At 58.2% G+C, this 17,741-nt stretch carries 18 protein-coding genes; 5 read left to right on the top strand and 13 right to left on the bottom strand.

Annotated elements, in window-relative coordinates; all coding sequences use genetic code 11:
- Nucleotides 1-442: 442 nt before the first annotated feature.
- Nucleotides 443-763 (bottom strand): hypothetical protein, encoded by a 321-nt coding sequence (locus P4G45_RS10710; RefSeq protein WP_348266472.1) that lies wholly within the window; start codon nt 761-763, stop codon nt 443-445.
- A gap of 361 nt (nt 764-1,124) precedes the next feature.
- Here P4G45_RS10710 and gpmI point away from each other — a divergent pair, with 361 nt between their 5' ends.
- Nucleotides 1,125-2,750, top strand: a complete 1,626-nt coding sequence (gene gpmI, locus P4G45_RS10705; RefSeq protein ID WP_348266471.1) for a 2,3-bisphosphoglycerate-independent phosphoglycerate mutase — start codon at nt 1,125-1,127, stop codon at nt 2,748-2,750.
- Between the two features lie 22 nt (nt 2,751-2,772).
- Here gpmI and P4G45_RS10700 read toward each other — a convergent pair whose 3' ends face one another.
- The 5 genes from P4G45_RS10700 to P4G45_RS10680 all read right to left on the bottom strand — a co-directional run bounded on the left by P4G45_RS10700 (nt 2,773) and on the right by P4G45_RS10680 (nt 7,327).
- Complete coding sequence (locus tag P4G45_RS10700; RefSeq protein ID WP_348266470.1) at nt 2,773-3,774, bottom strand: metallophosphoesterase; 1,002 nt, start codon at nt 3,772-3,774, stop codon at nt 2,773-2,775.
- Between the two features lie 66 nt (nt 3,775-3,840).
- A complete protein-coding gene (recR, locus tag P4G45_RS10695; protein ID WP_373694197.1) occupies nt 3,841-4,419 on the bottom strand; it encodes a recombination mediator RecR in 579 nt (192 codons plus the stop codon).
- A gap of 20 nt (nt 4,420-4,439) precedes the next feature.
- Nucleotides 4,440-4,763: a YbaB/EbfC family nucleoid-associated protein gene (locus P4G45_RS10690; RefSeq protein WP_188553504.1), complete on the bottom strand. Its 324-nt coding sequence runs from the start codon at nt 4,761-4,763 to the stop codon at nt 4,440-4,442.
- Nucleotides 4,764-6,785: a DNA polymerase III subunit gamma/tau gene (gene dnaX, locus P4G45_RS10685; protein ID WP_348266468.1), complete on the bottom strand. Its 2,022-nt coding sequence runs from the start codon at nt 6,783-6,785 to the stop codon at nt 4,764-4,766. It abuts the gene before it with no gap.
- Between the two features lie 77 nt (nt 6,786-6,862).
- Nucleotides 6,863-7,327 (bottom strand): SET domain-containing protein-lysine N-methyltransferase, encoded by a 465-nt coding sequence (locus P4G45_RS10680; RefSeq protein ID WP_348266467.1) that lies wholly within the window; start codon nt 7,325-7,327, stop codon nt 6,863-6,865.
- 75 nt (nt 7,328-7,402) lie between these two features.
- Between P4G45_RS10680 and P4G45_RS10675 the strand changes: the two genes are divergently transcribed.
- Nucleotides 7,403-8,122 carry a tetratricopeptide repeat protein gene (locus tag P4G45_RS10675; RefSeq protein WP_348266466.1) on the top strand — a complete coding sequence of 240 codons (720 nt, stop codon included), beginning with the start codon at nt 7,403-7,405 and terminating at the stop codon, nt 8,120-8,122.
- Between the two features lies 1 nt (nt 8,123).
- Here the strand turns inward: P4G45_RS10675 and P4G45_RS10670 are convergent, their stop codons facing one another.
- Both P4G45_RS10670 and deoC read right to left on the bottom strand, forming a co-directional pair.
- Nucleotides 8,124-10,004: a SpoIIE family protein phosphatase gene (locus tag P4G45_RS10670; protein ID WP_348266465.1), complete on the bottom strand. Its 1,881-nt coding sequence runs from the start codon at nt 10,002-10,004 to the stop codon at nt 8,124-8,126.
- Between the two features lie 108 nt (nt 10,005-10,112).
- Nucleotides 10,113-10,901 carry a deoxyribose-phosphate aldolase gene (gene deoC, locus P4G45_RS10665; RefSeq protein WP_348266464.1) on the bottom strand — a complete coding sequence of 263 codons (789 nt, stop codon included), beginning with the start codon at nt 10,899-10,901 and terminating at the stop codon, nt 10,113-10,115.
- A gap of 137 nt (nt 10,902-11,038) precedes the next feature.
- Here deoC and P4G45_RS10660 point away from each other — a divergent pair, with 137 nt between their 5' ends.
- Entirely contained in the window at nt 11,039-12,112 is a 1,074-nt protein-coding gene (locus P4G45_RS10660; RefSeq protein WP_348266463.1) for an LLM class flavin-dependent oxidoreductase, read from the top strand.
- A 32-nt stretch (nt 12,113-12,144) separates the two neighbouring features.
- Here P4G45_RS10660 and hpt read toward each other — a convergent pair whose 3' ends face one another.
- Entirely contained in the window at nt 12,145-12,756 is a 612-nt protein-coding gene (gene hpt / locus P4G45_RS10655; protein WP_348266462.1) for a hypoxanthine phosphoribosyltransferase, read from the bottom strand.
- A 65-nt stretch (nt 12,757-12,821) separates the two neighbouring features.
- Between hpt and P4G45_RS10650 the strand changes: the two genes are divergently transcribed.
- Together P4G45_RS10650 and P4G45_RS10645 are read left to right on the top strand one after the other, a co-directional pair.
- Nucleotides 12,822-13,685: a prolipoprotein diacylglyceryl transferase family protein gene (locus P4G45_RS10650; protein WP_348266461.1), complete on the top strand. Its 864-nt coding sequence runs from the start codon at nt 12,822-12,824 to the stop codon at nt 13,683-13,685.
- 201 nt (nt 13,686-13,886) lie between these two features.
- Complete coding sequence (locus tag P4G45_RS10645; protein ID WP_348266460.1) at nt 13,887-14,246, top strand: hypothetical protein; 360 nt, start codon at nt 13,887-13,889, stop codon at nt 14,244-14,246.
- A 67-nt stretch (nt 14,247-14,313) separates the two neighbouring features.
- Here P4G45_RS10645 and P4G45_RS10640 read toward each other — a convergent pair whose 3' ends face one another.
- From P4G45_RS10640 to P4G45_RS10625, 4 genes are read right to left on the bottom strand one after another with little or no spacing between them, the layout of a single operon-like run.
- On the bottom strand, nt 14,314-15,000 hold the full coding sequence (locus P4G45_RS10640; RefSeq protein ID WP_348266459.1) for a M48 family peptidase: 687 nt from the start codon (nt 14,998-15,000) through the stop codon (nt 14,314-14,316).
- 57 nt (nt 15,001-15,057) lie between these two features.
- Nucleotides 15,058-15,594 carry a hypothetical protein gene (locus P4G45_RS10635; RefSeq protein WP_348266458.1) on the bottom strand — a complete coding sequence of 179 codons (537 nt, stop codon included), beginning with the start codon at nt 15,592-15,594 and terminating at the stop codon, nt 15,058-15,060.
- A 6-nt stretch (nt 15,595-15,600) separates the two neighbouring features.
- On the bottom strand, nt 15,601-16,068 hold the full coding sequence (locus tag P4G45_RS10630) for a hypothetical protein (protein ID WP_348266457.1): 468 nt from the start codon (nt 16,066-16,068) through the stop codon (nt 15,601-15,603).
- 25 nt (nt 16,069-16,093) lie between these two features.
- Nucleotides 16,094-17,383 (bottom strand): tetratricopeptide repeat protein, encoded by a 1,290-nt coding sequence (locus P4G45_RS10625; protein WP_348266456.1) that lies wholly within the window; start codon nt 17,381-17,383, stop codon nt 16,094-16,096.
- Nucleotides 17,384-17,741 lie beyond the last annotated feature (358 nt).

Raw genomic sequence — 17,741 nt, 5'->3', positions numbered from 1 at the left:
CCCCTGGGGTATGCCTCTTATCCATCCCGCCCACTGTGGAAAACTTGTCAAGCCCTAAATCGTGCAACTCCCTAAGAAATCAACAACATAAAATTGCAAAAGAGTTCTAGTCGACTCACTATAATTGAAACAGCAAGCAAATAAGCCCGGCCTCGTGCCGGGCTTTTGCATTTAACCGCACGAGTTCGGAAGTCCAGACTTAACCAATTTCTTTTGAAGACTTTAGGACCTTAAGTACAGAGGGGGATACACCATGCCAGACCAAATCGCCGAGATAACTGAAGACAAGCTCAAACGCTATCGTTGCCGCCACATCTTTATCGATGGCCATCGTTGCGGCAGTCCCTGCCTGCGCCACGAAGAGTTCTGCTACTACCACCACACCACTCGTCGCGCCGTCGATGATCTCCGTTCCCGCCGCGCCCGCATGTCCGACTTTGAGCTACCTCGGATCGAAGACCGCAGCTCCATTCTGGCCTCCATCGCCGAGGTTCTTCAACGCGTTGCCTCCTGCGCCATCGACAGCAAACGCGCCGGCCTGCTCCTCTACGGTCTTCAGATCGCAAGTCTCAGCCTGCCCAAAGAAGCTCCCACCGACGAGGACGTCGTGCCAGTCGAACGAGTGATCGCTCATCCCCGGCTGGGTAATCTCGCTCCGCGCGCCATCATCGGCGAACAGGGAGAGGTCGTGGAAGAAGAAGTCATCGAAGAAGAAATCCTGGAAGCAGAATCGAAAGCGGAGATCGATAACGAAGCAAAACAAGGCATGAGATTAGCCTCCGGCTACACAATCGCCGAGGTTCAAGAAATGTATCGCCGTGCCGAAGCAGGTCTACCGCCACGGTCTAAACCCGCAATCAATCCCAACGAAGCCCGAAACGGCGTGCCCCATCTTCGCGACGGCTTCATCGTCGCTAAGGTGGGTGAAGTGGCACAAACCCATCTGGAGGAGAGACCCAAACTCTCTTCTGCCCCATCGACTTCATCACACCCTGACTCGTCTTCTACAAGCCCGCGCCACCCAAGCCAACAGCAGCCCACAACCCTCTCGAGTCTTCAGGCTGTCGCAGCTTGCGCGCACTCGCAGCATGGCGGCGCTCACTCTTGTTATCCTGACCTAAACCATGTCAAACAAACCGATCGTTCTTACCATCCTCGACGGCTGGGGTTATCGCGCCGAGACCAACGGCAACGCCATCGCTCTCGCCCGCAAGCCCGTCTACGACAAGCTGCTGACCACCTATCCCAACACCCTCATCCGCGCCAGCGAACACTTCGTCGGTCTTCCCGACGGCCAGATGGGAAACTCCGAGGTCGGCCATCTCAACCTCGGTGCAGGCCGCATCGTCCGCATGGACATGACGCGCATCGACACCGCCATCGCTGACGAGACCCTCTTCCGCGATCCCGTTCTCACCGCCGCCTTCACCCTCGCCGCATCACGCGAAGCTGGCCTCCACTTCTTCGGCCTGCTCTCCGACGGCGGCGTCCACTCGCACCAGCGCCACCTCTACGCATTGCTGCGCATGGCCGCGAAACACGGCCTCACCCGCGTCTTCGTCCACGCTTTCATGGACGGCCGCGACACCATGCCCAACAGCGGAGCAGGTCATCTCGAAGCATTGCAGCAACAACTTCGCGAGATCGGTGTCGGTCAACTCGCCTCCGTCTCCGGCCGCTACTACGCGATGGACCGCGATCTGCGTTGGGAGAAGGAGCTGCAAGCCTTCGAGGCCATGGTCACCGGGACGGCCCAGGGCGGCAGCTATCACGACGCCGTCGCACGCGTGCGAGAGCTCTACAACAACGACATCACCGACGAGTTCATCCCACCGTTCACCGTGGTGAATGCGAGCGGCAACTCAGTCGGCCTCATCCGCGACAACGACGTCTGCGTCAACTTCAACTACCGCGCCGACCGCGCCCGTCAGATCACCCGCCTGCTCGCCCGCAACTGCGACGTCCCCGGCGGTCTCACGGCCAGCGACGCCAACGATCTGCCCAAGGCCGCCGAGCTAGAAGCCGAAATTCCTCGCGCCCGCGCGCCGAAGAACATCCACTACGTCTGCATGACGCAGTACGACAAAAACTTCAAGCTGCCCATCGTCATCCAGCCCGAGTCGATGGACAACCTGCTGGCCAACGTGCTGGCTCAAGCCAATCTCCGCAACCTCCGCGTAGCCGAGACAGAGAAATACGCGCACGTAACCTACTTCTTCAACGGCGGAATCGAAAAGCCATTCCCCGGCGAAGACCGCGTTCTCATTCCTTCACAAAAAGTCGCCACCTACGACCTCGCGCCTGAGATGTCTGCATCCGGCATCGCCGACGCTGTAGTCAAAGCCGTCAACGACACCGCCTTCGACGTCATCATCGTCAACTTCGCCAACGCCGACATGGTTGGTCACTCTGGCAAACTCGAACCCACCATTCGCGCCGTCGAAACCGTTGATACGCAGCTAGGTCGCATCTATCAGGCAATCAAGCAGCGCGGAGGATCGCTTCTCGTCACCGCCGACCACGGCAACGCCGAGATGCTCATCGACCCAGCGACTGGTGGCCCGCACACGGCGCACACCACCAACCCAGTACCCTTCATACTCGTCAACGATGAAGCGAACACAAGCCATCACCGCATCCTTCGCCCCGGCGGAAGCCTGCGCGACATCTCTCCGACCATCCTGACGCTGCTCGGTCTCGAAAAGCCGAAAGAGATGACCGGCATCAATCTTCGTTCTGAAGAGAACTAAGTCGCAGGCAGTGTGAAGATCGTTACGCGATCTTCACACTGCCATCGGGCATCTTGTCGAAGGCGTGAATCAACCGTCCGGTTTCATCCATATGACGCAGCGTCAGCTTCTCCGGCGTGACCTCAAGATGGCTGAAGCCATATACCTTCGCAGCGTATGGTCCACGCTGGGCTTCTTCGATCTTCAACGTGTAAAGGTCCGCGCCGCCTCCGCCCGACAGCACGAATGACGTAGGGTGTTCGTCGAACTCCAGATGTTGCATGTCATGATCGTGACCTGCAAGATACAGATGCGCCTTATACTTGCGCAACAGCGGGTCCCAGTCCCGAATCAGGATCTGATTGTCTCCGTGCGGCCCATTGGAAAAGATGGGATGATGTCCCATCACAACAAGGAATGGCGTTGTGCGCGGCTTCATCAGCTCGGTCTCAAGCCACGTTAGCTGTTCTGCCTGTTGCTCGGGCGTCAAGGTAAAGTTCGCGGCCTTTGTATGTTGTCCCGCTGGATGCGGCATATTGCTGTCGAGCGCAATTACCGTCATCATAGGATTGGTCGCCGGAAAGTCGAATCTGTACCAGAGCGACGGCATCGTCCAGCGCGTTCCACCCTTGCGCGCATACTCCAACTCGGCAGCCACTTTACTCTCAGGCATCCGCTGATAGTCATGATTACCCGCGATTGCATAGGCAGGGCAGTTGAAGACGTTTTTGGGATACATGTCCTCAAACTGTGTCTTCCATCGCGGCGATGCAACTCCGCCCGGCAATTGTCCGTACCAGTTGTCTCCAAGCATCAGCAGAGCATCCGTCGTCAGTCTATGTTCGTGCACGTATCGCTGCATCGCATCCGCGACGCGGCTCTGCGCGGCAAAGTCTTCATAACCCCAGTCTCCTACCATCAGGAGGTGGTTGGCCGCGGCATTGGGCTTATGGGCGGGTGTTTTTGCTATCGAAGGCAGCGAGCCAAGGCCCGCAAGCGCACTAAATGCAAAACTTTGACGAAGAAATCCACGACGGCTCAGCATGATCGACTCCTGTTCCTCGATTTGCTTATATCACCGTCTTGCGAACAATCTGTGAACGTACCGATGCTAAAATTCGCGCCGACCTTCCATGGCCCTCGTCATCGTCACTTCATCCGCATACTCGATATCACTGCCCGCCGGAACACCGGTTGCGATTCGAGTCACCCTTACTTCAGGCCGCGCTCTGTGGATCTCGCCGGCAAGATAACCTGCCGTAGCTTCACCCTCCGTCGTCGGTGAGGTTGCAAGAATCACTTCGTCGACTTCGGACAAACGAGTCAACAGATTCGCAATCCGCAACTGCTCCGGTCCAACGCCGCCAATGGGCGACAGCGTCCCATGCAGGATGTGATACACACCGCTATAGCTTCGCGTCTTTTCGATGGTTGCGATATTGGTCGGCTCTTCCACCACGCAGATCAGCCGCTGGTCTCGCGACGTGCTCGTGCAATAGATACATGGATCGACGTCGGTAATGTTGTTACAGATGGAGCAGAGATGCAGATGCTCCTTCAACTCGCGAATCGCTACCGACAGTTTCTCAGCATCCTCCGCCGAAGACCGCAGCACATGGAACGCAAGCCGCTGCGCGCTCTTTGTGCCGATTCCCGGCAGTTTGCGCAACTCCTCGATCAGCCGTGTCATCGGTTCCGCAAACTGCGCCACTAGGTCAACCCCGGCAGATTCAAGCCGCCCATCATCCCGGCCACGCTAGCTTTGATCGCCTCGTCAGCACGACGTCCAGCCTCGTTCACCGCAGCCAGAATCAGGTCTTCCAGCAGTTCGAGATCGCTGCCCGCGCTGCCGATGGCGGACTGCTCGATCTTCAGCCGCAGCACTTCCTTTTTGCCATTCATCCGAACGGTCACGACACCGCCGCCGCTTGAGGCTTCGACCACAGTCTCAGAGAGCTTGCGCTCCATCTGCTCCTGCATCTGCTTGGCTTGCCCCATCATCTCTTTCATCTTGCCCAGATCAGAAAAATCCATTTACTCTCCCTCGCTCAGATCGATCACGTTGCGAATCTCGGCGTCGAACAGCTTCTGAGCCTGTTGCACTACTGGATGTTCCATCGCCTTGGCCTGTGCGCTTCCGGACTTCGCTGCACGCGGCTTCTTTGCAGCAGCGGCCGTTGCAGTCCCTGGCAGAAGCACGAGCTTCAGCGCGCCTGCCCCTGCGTCCCGCAATGCAGCGCGCACAATCTTCTCCGCCTCGACGTTGACGACCATCGGCAGCATTGTCTTCGAAAGCTCAGTCTGCACCCGCAACTCGTTGCCTTCAATCATCCATTCGGCATCGGCCAAAGCATCCGCAGCCGAGCCCTGACTCTTCGCACTCATCAGTGCTTCCGTCGCCACGCGCTGCAACTCAGCAGCCTCCTGCGACGATTCCGACGACTGTGGCGAAGGCACTGCAATGGAAGCTGCAATATCAATAGTTGCCACTTCGACCTTCGCCGGTTTAGGGACCGCTTCGACCGGCGAAGGCGACACAACTTCCTTCGCCGGAGGTATGACATCTTTCACTGGAGGAGCAGCAACGGGAACAGCAGCAGGTTCCAATGGTTTGATAGCAGATACAGACTCTATTGGCTTAGTCACGACAGGCACAGGAGCAGGAGTTGCCATAGCTGGCTTCTCCGCATCGCCACTCTCAAATCGCTTCCGGCTCTTGTCCACCTCAAACGGCGAAAACGCAGGCTTCGTACTGGCGGGAGCAGGAGCAGGCGCACTCATCACTCGATTCGCAACCGGGCTCGGAGCTGATGTACGAGGCTGAGCAGCCAAACCCTGAACTCGCGGCTGACCTGCACCAGCACCAACAGGGAATTGGCTCAACACCTCTTCCACGGGAAGCAGACGTCGCAGATGCACCAGCTTCAGCAGTCCAAGTTCAAAGTGGAATCGCTGTTCCTGCCGATAACCCAGTTCATCGAACGTCCGTAGCATTACCTGCAGAAACCGAGTCAACTCCTCTTCGCCGAAGAGTGCAGCCGACCGTCCAGCGCGGCGTTGTTCATCTGCTGATATCTGCAACAGTTCGCCCGAGACTCCGTTGGCATCGGCTCCATCCGAGCCAATTCCAGCGATCTTTGCAATCACACAATTACGCAGATACCTCACAAACTGCCGAGCCAGTTGCGCCGGACTATTCCCGGCATCCAGCAACTGATTGGCGACCGTAATCACCTCGGCGCTGCGGTTCCCATCCACTGCTTCAAGAATCTTTTCAAACACCGCATTCGGAACCGTGCCCATTAACTCGCGAATCTGCGAAGCATCGAGCACCGGCCTGCCATCCTCGACCGGAGCGCTGGCGATCGCCTGATCCATGATGCTGAGCGCATCGCGCATCGATCCATCGCCCGCCTCGGCCAGCAGCGAGAGCGCGCCTTCATCGGCGTCCACACCCTCGCGTTCCGCAATGCCGCGTAATTCGCTAAGAATGTCCACCAGCTTCACCGCATGAAAGCTGAAGTGCTGACACCGCGAACGCACTGTCTGCGGAATGTCCTCAGGCTGCGTCGTCGCCATCATGAAGATGATGTGCTCGGGCGGCTCCTCGAGCGTCTTCAGCAGGGCGTTGAACGCTGCGTCGGTGATCTGGTGGGCCTCATCCAGAATATAAATCTTGTACTTGTCCCTGGCTGGCTGATACCGCGCTGCATCGCGCAGCTCGCGAATCTCGTCGATGCCGCGATTCGTAGCGGCGTCGATCTCGATCACGTCCACAGCATTGCCATTGCGGATCTCGGTACAGCTATCGCAGACCTCGCAAGGCTCCGCCGTTGGCCGCAATTCGCTGCCAATGGTATTGCGGCAGTTCAGCGCCATCGCCAGAATGCGTGCAATCGTAGTTTTGCCGATGCCTCGATGCCCGCTAAAAATATACCCGTGCGCAATTCGCCCCTGGGTCAGCGCATTCATCAGCGTGACGGTCACGTGGTCCTGTCCCGCAACATCCGCGAAACGCTGTGGCCGGTATTTCCTTGCAAGAACCTGATATGCCATAGAAGAAGGTGCGCTCGATCGCCGCTAGTCTTATTGTCCCGATTGTCGCTGGTTTTATTGTATCGTCCACGACAGGGTCATTTCCGCTTCGCCGCACGCGCCGATTTCTGTGCCAGTCGAGCCCGCCTCTTCACCTCGGCATCGCTGAACATTGTTCCCCGGCAATTTGCCGCACCGCAGTAGCAATCAGCCTCCGCATCGTCGCTGTCGTAGAGGTTGTACTCATACGTCAGCTCTTCTCCGGCAGCGATATCGCGAATGGCGACGACATAGACGCGCCCCTCATGGTCCTCGGTCTCGCAATTAGGGTTGCAGGAGTGATTGATGAACATCGCCGTACCAAAGCCGTCAATGACCATACCCTCATCCCCACAGCTGAACAGGTAGGTAATAAAGCGGTCCTGATAGCGGTCATCGGCAACTTCCTTTGTAAACCGCGGTCCCTCGTACTCACAAACGCGAGTCCCTCTTTTGAAACTCCGCGTCGTATAGCAACCTGCTGCGTGTATCGACGAAGAACGGATGATGAGACCTTTAGCCATTTGTTAGAAGAGACCCATAAAATTAGAAGTAGACGGAAAACACCCGACCCATCATCGAAAAATCCGATGCATCCGATGCTGACTATAACAAACCTCCACGCCATCTCGTCAAAGTATCAGCGAGTAATCTATAACGTGATGTCTCCGCGCACCCCATTCCGACTTCTGCTGGCCGCCGCAGCTCTCTCTGCCGTAGCGTGCGTGGCCCAGACCGTCCCCGCGCCATGCCCTGCGAACCAGCCCGCATCCGCGCCCTGCGCTCCCCCCGCCGCTCCGCAACCTTCCACACCCTCGTCGTCAGCCCAGCAATTCCCATTCCCGGGCGAAACCAGCAAGCCTGCCGACACCGCGCCAAACGCCCCCAAGCCCGCCGCCGACGCTGCCCACCCCTTTCCCACGGAATCGCCCGACATGCCCGGCGAAGCTCCCAGTAGTTCCAGCTCCAGTAGCAGCTCTGGAAGTGACGATACGTCAGATACGCCAGCTCCGACGCCCACTCGCCACCGCCTGCCCAAAGTCAAGAATCTCCAAACCCCCGACGAGCGGGTGGACGAAGACATCAATGTCGCCAAATTTTACTTCAATCGCGGCAACTTCAACGCGGCTTACCTGCGTAGCAAAGACGCGGTCAAAACCGAGCCAGACTACGCCGAGACCCACTTCTCGCTGGCTCAGGCCGCGGCAAAGATGAACAAGACCGATGAGGCAAGGGCAGAGTACAACGCCTATCTGAAACTCTCTCCCGGTGGGGACAACGCCAAGGCGGCACGCAAGGCGCTCGAAGAACTCCACTAAATCAAAGCACCCGCAGGACAACCACCGTCTCATCGTCGAAGTGCTCGACCCCGGACTGAAAGTCGGAGACAGCCTTCAGGATCGCCTCGACAGTGGACGCGGCCGTAGGTTCCACCTGGGACTCAAGCACATCGCGCAGACGGTCGGTGCCGAACATCTCCCCGGCGTTGTTTTCCGCATCGGGAATGCCATCCGAGAAGAAGACGATCAAATCGCCCGGCTGCGTCGAGAAGGTGAACTCTTCATATTCAACGTTAGGAAACAGCCCCAGCGGAAAGCCCTCCGCCTTGATGGTCTTCACCGTGACGCCTTCAGAGGTCCGAGAGACAAACAGTGGCTGCACCGATCCGGCATTGGCAATCTGCAGCGTCTGGTTCGAGTCGTCCCACACCGCCATCAACATCGTGACGTACTGCGAGGCCAGCTTGCGCTCCTGCAACTGGTCGTTCAGTGCGGCCAGCATCGCCGCAGGCGACAGATGCTGCGGCGCCAGCGAGCGTAGAATCCCGCTCACCAGCGCGGCATACAGAGCCGCAGGAGCAGCCTTACCGCTGACGTCTCCTACCGCAAGCGCCGTTCGCGCCGGCATCCCCGGCGAACCGTAATCGAGAAAGTCGTACACGTCTCCGCCGATGGACCGCGCCGCCAGAAACTTGGCCGCTATCTCAGCCCGCGCCAGCTTGGGCGGCCGCGACGGCATCAGCCTCAGTTGCACCTTGCGCGCCATCTCCAGGTCGCGCTCCATCCGCTGCTCTTCCTCGTGAATGCGCTGGTATAGCCGCGCATTCGTAATCGAAATGGCGACCTGCGCAGCCAGCGTCGAAAGCGTCCGCTGATGGTCTTCGTTGTAGTAGTTGACGCGTGTATGTTCAAGGTCGAGCACGCCAATCACCTGCCCCTTATGCAGCAGCGGAACCGCAAGCTCTGAGCGCGTCTCCGGATTTTCAGGAACATAACGTGGGTCTTTTCGCACATCCGATGACACAACAGGTTCCCGCTGCTGCGCGGCAATGCCGATGATCCCCTGGCCGGGAACAATGGGGCGCTCACGGATTACACGTTCGCCATAGCGCGAAGAAAATCGATGCTCGAACTGCTGCGTCCGCTCGTTCCACAACAGAATGCTGAACATCTGGAAGTCGATAACCCGCTTCAGCAGTTGTCCAATTCGCTCCAGCAGGTCGTCAAGATCGAGAATGCTTGTAATCTCGCGCGAGATCTCGTTCAGCACGGTAAGCGTCTGCGCCTGTCGCGATACGCGCGTGTATAGCCGTGCATTCTCTACTGCAATGGACATACGCGAGGCAACCAGTTCGAGCAGTCGCTGGTGCTCCGGCGTGAAATACCCTATCGTCTCCGACTCGATATCGAGCACGCCGATGACCTTATTTTTGACGATTAGCGGGACGGCCAGCTCCGATCGCACATTGGGGTTGGCATCGATATAGTGCTCATACTTCGAGACGTCCTCGATCAGCAGCGACTTGCGTTGCAGCGCCGCCTGGCCAATCACCCCACGGCCAAGCTTGATCCTTGTGCGCTCCACCTCGGGGGCGTGCCCCGTCTGAAAACGCATCCACAGTTCGTTGGTGCGCTCGTTAATCAGCAGAATCGCAAAGATGCGATAGTCGATCACGGCACGCACCAGGTCGGCGACCCGGTGCATCAGCGTGTTCAAATCGAGCGTGGTGTTCAGCGCGTCAGCCAGGTTGTGCAGAAAATCCACCTGCAACGGTTCCACGCGAATGTTCGTGGGTCTCACAGCGGTCTCACCCTCCTGCACAGGCGGCCGGTAGTCTCCTTCAAACTGATGCACTGGAGCCGCGGCCGGTGCTGGCGCAGCGGGAGGATTCGTTTGACGCGGCTTGTCAGTGGTTGGCATGGGAAGAGGCGATGATACTACGGTGAGTGCAGGGGAGTGCAGTTTCAACCTTGGTGCAGGACATTGCGCCGAAGCTACCTTCAGTCGATGTCATCGCTGCATCTGCTGTTAAACCTTTGCTGGAGTCAGGCTATGTAACCCGCCGCCCGCAAGTTCGGCAACAATCTTCACGCTTGCACTGGCCCCGATTCGGGAAGCCCCGGCCCTGAGCATGGCAGCGGCATCTGCGAGGGACCGAATCCCACCCGAAGCCTTGACGCCCGCCCGCCGCCCGGCCTGTCCGCGCAGCAGCGAAATATCGTCGATCGTGGCTCCGCCGGTAGAAAACCCTGTGCTTGTCTTCAAAAAGTCCGCTCCGGCGCTCAGTGCCAGTTCGGCGGCGCGCAGCTTCTCTTCAAAGTTCAGCAGACAGGTCTCGAGAATCACCTTCACAATCGCCCCGGCTGCGTGAGCAAGCTCGACGACCCCGCGAATGTCCTGTCGCACCGCCTCATAGTCGGCAGCCTGCCCCGACTTCAACAGCCCAATATTGAGCACCATATCTACGTCATGGGCCCCCAGCTTGATCACGCGGGTGGTCTCATCGCGCTTGGAGCTGGAAAGCATAGCTCCCAGGGGGAACCCGACCACAGCGCCAACCGGAATCCCGGTACCGCTCAGCGCAGCGGAAGCCAGGGAAACCCAGGTGGGATTGACCATGGCGCAGGCAAATCGGTATTCGGCGGCCTCATGGCAAAGTTGCAACACCTGGTTGCGCGTTGCGTCCGGTTTCAGCAGAGTATGGTCAAATACCGCGGCAAGGTTCTGCGGCGAAGAGAGGGTGTGTGCGGAGAAGGCCGCTGCGTCGAAGTGCTCAGGTCCAGTGGGGAGAGTTTCTGCAACAGACAAGGTGCTCAAGCATGCTCCTTCGGCAAGGAAAGGCTTCCCGCCGCGTACTTTCTATCATACCGGGATGGCAACTCGCTGAATTGTCGTAAACCCCTCGCTATCCACAAGCCCATGCGTCGTTCTGTCGCTTCGGCCATCCAATAGAGATGGCAGAAAGCAACATACGAAAAGGCTTACAGCTCTCCATCCTGGACCAATCCCCCGTCTCAGCGGGGAGCACCCCGGCGCAAGCCTTGCAAAACTCCATCGAACTGGCCCGCAAAGTAGACGATCTCGGCTACAAACGCTTCTGGATGTCAGAACACCACGCCATGGACACCCTCGCCTGCACCGCTCCCGAGATCATGCTGGCCCGCATCGGCGCGGAGACCCGCCAAATCCGCCTCGGGTCCGGTGGCATCATGCTGCCACATTACACGCCGTTGAAGGTGGCAGAGGTCTTCCGCACCCTGCACGCCCTCTACCCCGGCCGCATCGATCTCGGCATCGGTCGCGCTCCCGGTGGCGGTCCCATGGAGGCGCTGGCGCTCAAACGCGACCGCAGCACTAAGATGCTCGATGACTTTCCCGATCAGGTCAGCGAACTACTCGCCTTTCTCGACAGCGATTTTCCTCAGCAGCACCCCTTCGCCCGCATTCGCGTCTCGCCGCAGATGCCCGGTGGCCCCGACGTCTGGATGCTGGGGTCCAGCATGTGGAGTTCCGCCGCAGCGGCCGAGTTCGGCCTCCCCTATGCCTTCGCTCATTTCTTCAGCGGCGAGTCCTCCCGAGCCGCCATCACGGCCTACCAGCGCAGCTTCATTCCCAGCAGATACCGCTCTGAGCCGGAGGCAATGGTTGCCGTCGGGGCGATCTGCGCTCCAACGCAGGAAGAGGCCGAGTTCCTCGCCTCAAGCGTCCGCCTCCTGCAATGGCGCATCCGTCAGGGAGACCGCAGCCCGGTCTCCTCGCCTGAAGATGCTCAACGCGAACTGACGCTTCTTGGAAATCCCACGACAGAGACAGGCGAGTGGCCGCGCTACTTCGTCGGTACCCCGGCAAAGGTAAAGTCTAATCTCGAACAGATGGCAGAGGCGCTCGGCATCAGCGAAATCGTAGTCAACTCGATCATTTGGGACCACGCCACCCGCCTGCGAAGCTACGAACTGCTCGCCGAAGCATTCGGGTTGAAAAGGTCATCCGAACAGTCTTTAGCTTTAGGCGCTAAAAACGGTTCCTGATTGGCCGTTCCCCCTGAATTCCTGAATTATTGTCATCCTTCCACGGAGTGGGAGGATCTGCTTCTATTTTTTTGAAATCCCACACTCTGCGTTGTATTGTCAGAAAAAATCCGAATGTCTTCGAGATTTCGATATTGCTCGGCATAATCCATGCCATACCCGATCACAAACTGATTCGGAATCTGGAATCCCACATAATCTGCATCCATCGGCACGAGACGCCGCGCCGGCTTGTCGAGGCAGGTCGCGATCTTCAGCGAAGCCGGCTTATGCTGCAACATCATTCCTCGCAGATAACTCAACGTAAGTCCCGTATCGAGAATATCTTCGACAAGAATCACATGTTTCCCTTCAATAGGGTTGTCGATGTCCTTGATCAGCTTTACTATTCCGCTGGACATTTTGGCGGGGCCATAGCTCGAAACCGCAACAAAATCGAAAGTATTGTTCACCTCAATCGCCCGAGCCAGATCAGATAGAAAGATTGCGGCACCCTTCAAAACGCCGATCAAGACAATGGATTTGCCCTCGTAGTCGGCTGAGATCTGCGCCCCGATCTCGCGAACGCGCTCAGCAATCTGAGTCTTCGAAAAAAGAACTTCCATCCCGGAGGCACGGGGAAAGGCTGGTGAACTGTTAGCCATAATCGTCAGAGTAGCGCGAATAGGGCATTAGGGAAAGGGCCGATATACTTGAACCAGCGAGGCGTATGTATCCCTATATCGATATCGGCCCAGTTCATCTGGGTACATTTGGACTGCTGTTGTGGTTGGCTGCGGTTGTCGCGACGGTCGTGTTGCACAAGAACTTTATGCGAAATAAGGTCGATGCCGATGCATTAACCGTCGTGGCATTTGTCGTCATCGCGGGCATTCTCGGCGCAAAGGCCTGGCATGAACTGGAGAATGTCTCCGAACTACGCGCAGCTATGGCGCAGATTGTCGCTCCGGGCTGGAACCATCCGTTGGATATTCTGGTCGACTTTCTGCATTGGTTTCAGGCAGGATTCGCCTGGTTCGGCGGCCTTGTCGCGGGAATTGCAATGCTGATGTGGCAGGGGCGCGAAGCGAAGCCCGGAGGCGTAACCGGATGGCTGGCATCGGTGCGGATGCTCGACCTGGCGACTCCCGCGGCGGCGATTGGCTACGGCGTGGGACGGATCGGCTGCCTGACCTCGGGCGATGGCGATTACGGAATCAACACCACCCTTCCGTGGGGCGTCCACATGGCGAAGAACGCGTTGGTTCCCCCCAATCCTCCGACTGCGCTGGTGCAGCCTACACCGATCTACGAGTTGCTATTCGGTCTAGCGCTGGCGTGGCTGTTGTGGCAGCTTGGCCGGAAACTCCGGCCGATAGGCTGGCTAACCGGCTTGTATCTCGTGCTCAGCGGCTTAGGCCGCTTCCTGGTGGAGTTTGTACGCATTAACCCCAGGCTCTACTGGGGCATGAGCAACGCTCAGATGGCGGCGATCGGCTCGATGCTTGTCGGGATAGTAGTAATGCTGGTGGCCTGGCGACGCGCGGTGGCTACGACGCCGGTGGTGCAGGTTAGTTCAGGAATTACAAATTAACTATTAGACCTCTATTACTTTGCTATCTCTTCGCGCACGAGTTGTTGCGACCGTGGAGAAGCCGCGCTGTGTTGATTGCTGCCTCAAAATCCCATGTTCTGGGCAGGTTCTTCGAGCTTTCGCCATAATCCATACCGCTGCGCTCCGCCTCCTGCGCATCTGATGTGGATGGAAGTACCTTCAGCCGAAAGGAGATTCACAATGAAAAAGCAGTTGCTGCTTTTATCGTGTCTAACTTTGGCGCTCAGTATGCCTTCATTCGCGCAGACATCGGGAACTGATAATTCACAAACCGAAAGCATGGGCCAGTCCGGCGCCATGAAATCGGGCAAGATGAAGAAGATGTCGGCCATCGGATGCATTGCAGAGAAAGATGGGAAATACATGCTCATGAACAAAATGCATCCCGATGGGATGGAGCTGATGAGTTCAGAGGACCTGAAGCCCCACGTCGGTCACAAGGTAAAGGTGACGGGCATGATGGACGACAACTCCATGAAAGTGACCAGCATGAAAATGATGTCCACCAGCTGCGATATGGCCGGGATGATGAAGAAGTAATCCGAGATTCCCGACAAGGGGTGCTGCACTTTCTGCGCGAATCAGGAATGGCCGTCCAACGCCGAATCTAAAGGCGCTTAAGGTAAGCTTTGGCCGCTTCCAACTCCGGGAAGAGCCGTTCTTCTGCCTGGAACTCGCGGGAGTGGACGCAGCGTCGCCCGGCCTTGACGCGGACAGGATGCTTAAGGTGAAGCATCTCGTGATACAGCAGGTATTCGACAGCGCACCGCGGTGTATCCGGCCGGTCGAATACCCGGCTGACGACGATGGTATTGTGTGCGGCGTCGTAGTGGCCCAACATGCGGCGCGCATGGTGAGCGCTCCAGGTAAGCGTGGGGCGACCGAGAAGCCCATGAAAAAAGCGCGCGTTCAGAGCCTCGAAGACCTCATCCAGATCGTAGTGATGGCCGACGGAGGTGAAGATGCGCTTGCGTCCCCGGGTCTGACGAATGTGTTCGGCTTGTTTCGAGATCGCTTCGGAACTGACGTGGCGGCGGTAGCGGTCTGCATGGATCGGCGCGATGGGCTTCTTGTAGAGCTTTGCCAGCAGAATGTGGGCGATGGCGCGGTGAACGCTTTCTGGCGCCGATTCCAGAAGGTCGGAGAGGCGAACATGGAGACGGCCTTCGCGCAGCCTGATCGTAGTATTGAGCGACGTAAAGCGACGAAAGCGGATGTCGAGCGGCGGAATTGGAGCGCGCGGACGAAGGTCTCGGTACTGCTCTTCAAAGATGGAGATGAGTGCGGGGAACACTGTTTTTCTAGGTTAACACGAAGCCTTCCGCTGATTTGCACTGATGAAGAAACAATGTCAGCGAGGAATATCTATCGCGCCGTTCTTCTCTTCTTTTGCGGGCGGATGGGCGGCAAACCAGGCTTTTTGACTTGCGATAAGTTCGGTCGCGTCTTCGCGAAGGTCGCGGATGGCTTCGAGCGCGAGCTTGCGGGAGACGTTGTAGGCCTCGTCATCCGGCGGCGATTTGATCGTCGACGACCAGCGATCAGTCGCTTCGAGGAGCTTTGGCAGAGATTTGCGGATGTCGCTGTGGCGAGTGCCGTAATCGTCGAGGTTGTCCTCAAGCTCGTCGGCAATGGAGGCGAACTGCTCCAGCAGATCATGCGCATCCTGTTCGCGGCCAGGACGGCGAGGATGGGCGAAGAGCTCGTGCAGGGCGTTGGAACGCTCGTCGAGGAACTTCACGAAGACCAGCACGCGATCGCGCGGGAAGTAAGCCGATTCGCGAAGCTGCTCGACTTCGGCCTCGGAGAGCGAGTTATCGCTGCTCTGCGCGTGCAGTGGCGGAAGGAGAGCGAGCAGAATGAGGGCGAAGCATATTCGTCGCGGCATTCGATCCTAATGGTTGAAGACCTGGTCAAGGATCTGGTCCTGAACGAGGTCGAGTTGTTTGAGCGTGGCCTGAACTGTGGTTCGGTCCTCTTCGGAGGCGAGATGCAATGCCTGTGCGAGGCGAAGTGTCGTGTGATGCATCAGCATCTCGGCGTTCTTGAGGCGCTTGGTGTTTTGCTCAAGGTTCACCTGAATGAGATGAGCGTAGCGATTGACCTGTTTTAGCGTTGCGCTTGCCTGCTCGTCGTCGCCGTTGACCATTTGCTTGACAGCGATCTCTGTCATCGTGTGGACGAGTTGGGTGTAAAGATAACACTGATCACGAGGGTTCGCCTGTTGCGCGCGAAGTTCGAGCTGGCTGAGCGTTTGCGCGTCAGGAGTAGTTTCGTCAATCGCAGCGTGTACAGCAGGAGTGAGGAGAAGGAAGGATGCTGAAGCGAGAAGGAGTGTGGAAAACCTGGTTAGGAACCGCATAACGCACCTCGAAGGGAGCGCTTATCTACCGCATGTGATCGAGGGTGACAAGGCGGTGGCGGGCCTGCCACTCCTCATCCGGGAACCTGTTGTTGGCCACGGAGAGAAACTGTTTATACAGGTCGCGCGCCTGCTTGACCTGGTGAAGCTTGTCGTACGCGGTCGCCGCCAGGAACAGGGATGACGGTGACTGTGGCAGCACTTTATCACGAATTGCTAGCGCTTGCAAGGTGGTGGCCGGATCTTCATTGGCCGAAGCGGCAAAGGCGAGGTGGCTGGCGGCCAGGCCGAGATCGTCCTTGGTGGCGAAGGCGGATGGCTCGGCGAGGGTGCGCTTGAGAAGGGACTCGGCTTCGGCGAATTGCTTGAGGTGAATGAGAGCGTCGGCGCGGTCGGTGACGAGGGTGGGGTCGTTCGGGTAAGCGGTGGTGAGCGTGGCGTACAAGGGAGCAGCCTTGTCGAACTGGCTGTTGCTGCTATAGAGATGGGCGAGCAAGCGGGTGAGGGTAGCGTCGCCGGGATTGGCCGCGTGCAGCTTTTCGATGAGCGGAATCGCCTTTTCCGGCTGGTTCTGGGCGTCGTAGAGGCTGGCTAGCTGGGCGTTGAGGGCGGGGTCGTCAGGGTTTTTTGCCAGCGCGGCGGTGAGCAGGGTTTCGGCCTGATCGGACTTCTTTTCGCGTTCGAGGAGGTGCACCAATGCAGAGGTGGCGGTCGCGCTTTGCGGGTCGGCGCTCAGCAGGCGACGGTAGGCGGCTTCGGCTGCGGGCAGGTCTCCGGAGGCTTCGGCGAGTTCGCCCGAGAGGATGATGTCGTCGGGGGTCTCGGGCGAGATTTTCATGGCTTCGAGAAGCTCATTGCTGGCGTCGGAGTGACGGGTCGTTTGATCGAGACGAGCGAGGGCGCGCCAGGCACGGGCTTTGAGCGCGGGGTCGGTGGAAGGAGTCAGCGTGGTTGCGCTGAGGAGTTCGGCGCGGGCTGCGTCGTGCTGTCCGGTGCGCGCGAGCAGCAGGCCGAGGGAGAGATGCGGCTCGAAGTATTTGGGATCGGCGGCGGCGGCGCGGCGGTAGGTTTCGGCGGCGTTAGAGGTCTGGTCGAGCGACTCCTGTGTAAAGCCGAGGTCGTAAAGGAGATGGGCGTCGTTGGGATTTTTGGCGGCGAGGCTGGTGAGAAGCTTGAGAGCGGTAGGGAAGTCGCGTTGATCGAGCGCGGCGCTGGCCTGGGTGCGGAGTGGGTCCTGATCAGTCTGGGTTTGCGTCTGGGTCGTGTCGGTTGTCCCGGCGGGAAGCTGGGCGTGGGCTATTGGGAGAAGAAGCAAGACTGCCAGGAGAACACAGGACAGCGATTGGAGAGAGCATACCCCAGCGGCTAAAGCCCCCCTTTTTCCCGGGGAGAGAGAGGCCCAAGGCTGAAGCCTTGGGGTACCTAGAAGCAAATACTGAAGGCTTGGAGTACCTGGAGATAGAAGCTTTGGTGCGGCTGGAAACTTGTCGATTGCCTCTGACATCGTGGTACCCCCTCCCTCTACTTAAGTACCCAAAGTCTTCGAATAAAAGACTTTAAGTCTGGACTTCCGTTCGGATTTAAGTGCGGAAGCCCGGCCTGGAATTGGCCGGGCTTCAACAGCGTTCCTTGATTTAAGGATAACAGGCGCGTCAAGCGTGGGGTGTGAAAAG

It is taken from the genome of Edaphobacter paludis (assembly GCF_039993895.1).
In the GTDB taxonomy this organism is placed as follows: Bacteria; Acidobacteriota; Terriglobia; order Terriglobales; family Acidobacteriaceae; genus Edaphobacter; species Edaphobacter paludis.
Note: the sequence above shows the minus strand (reverse complement) of the source record. Positions and strands in the feature narration are given on the sequence as shown.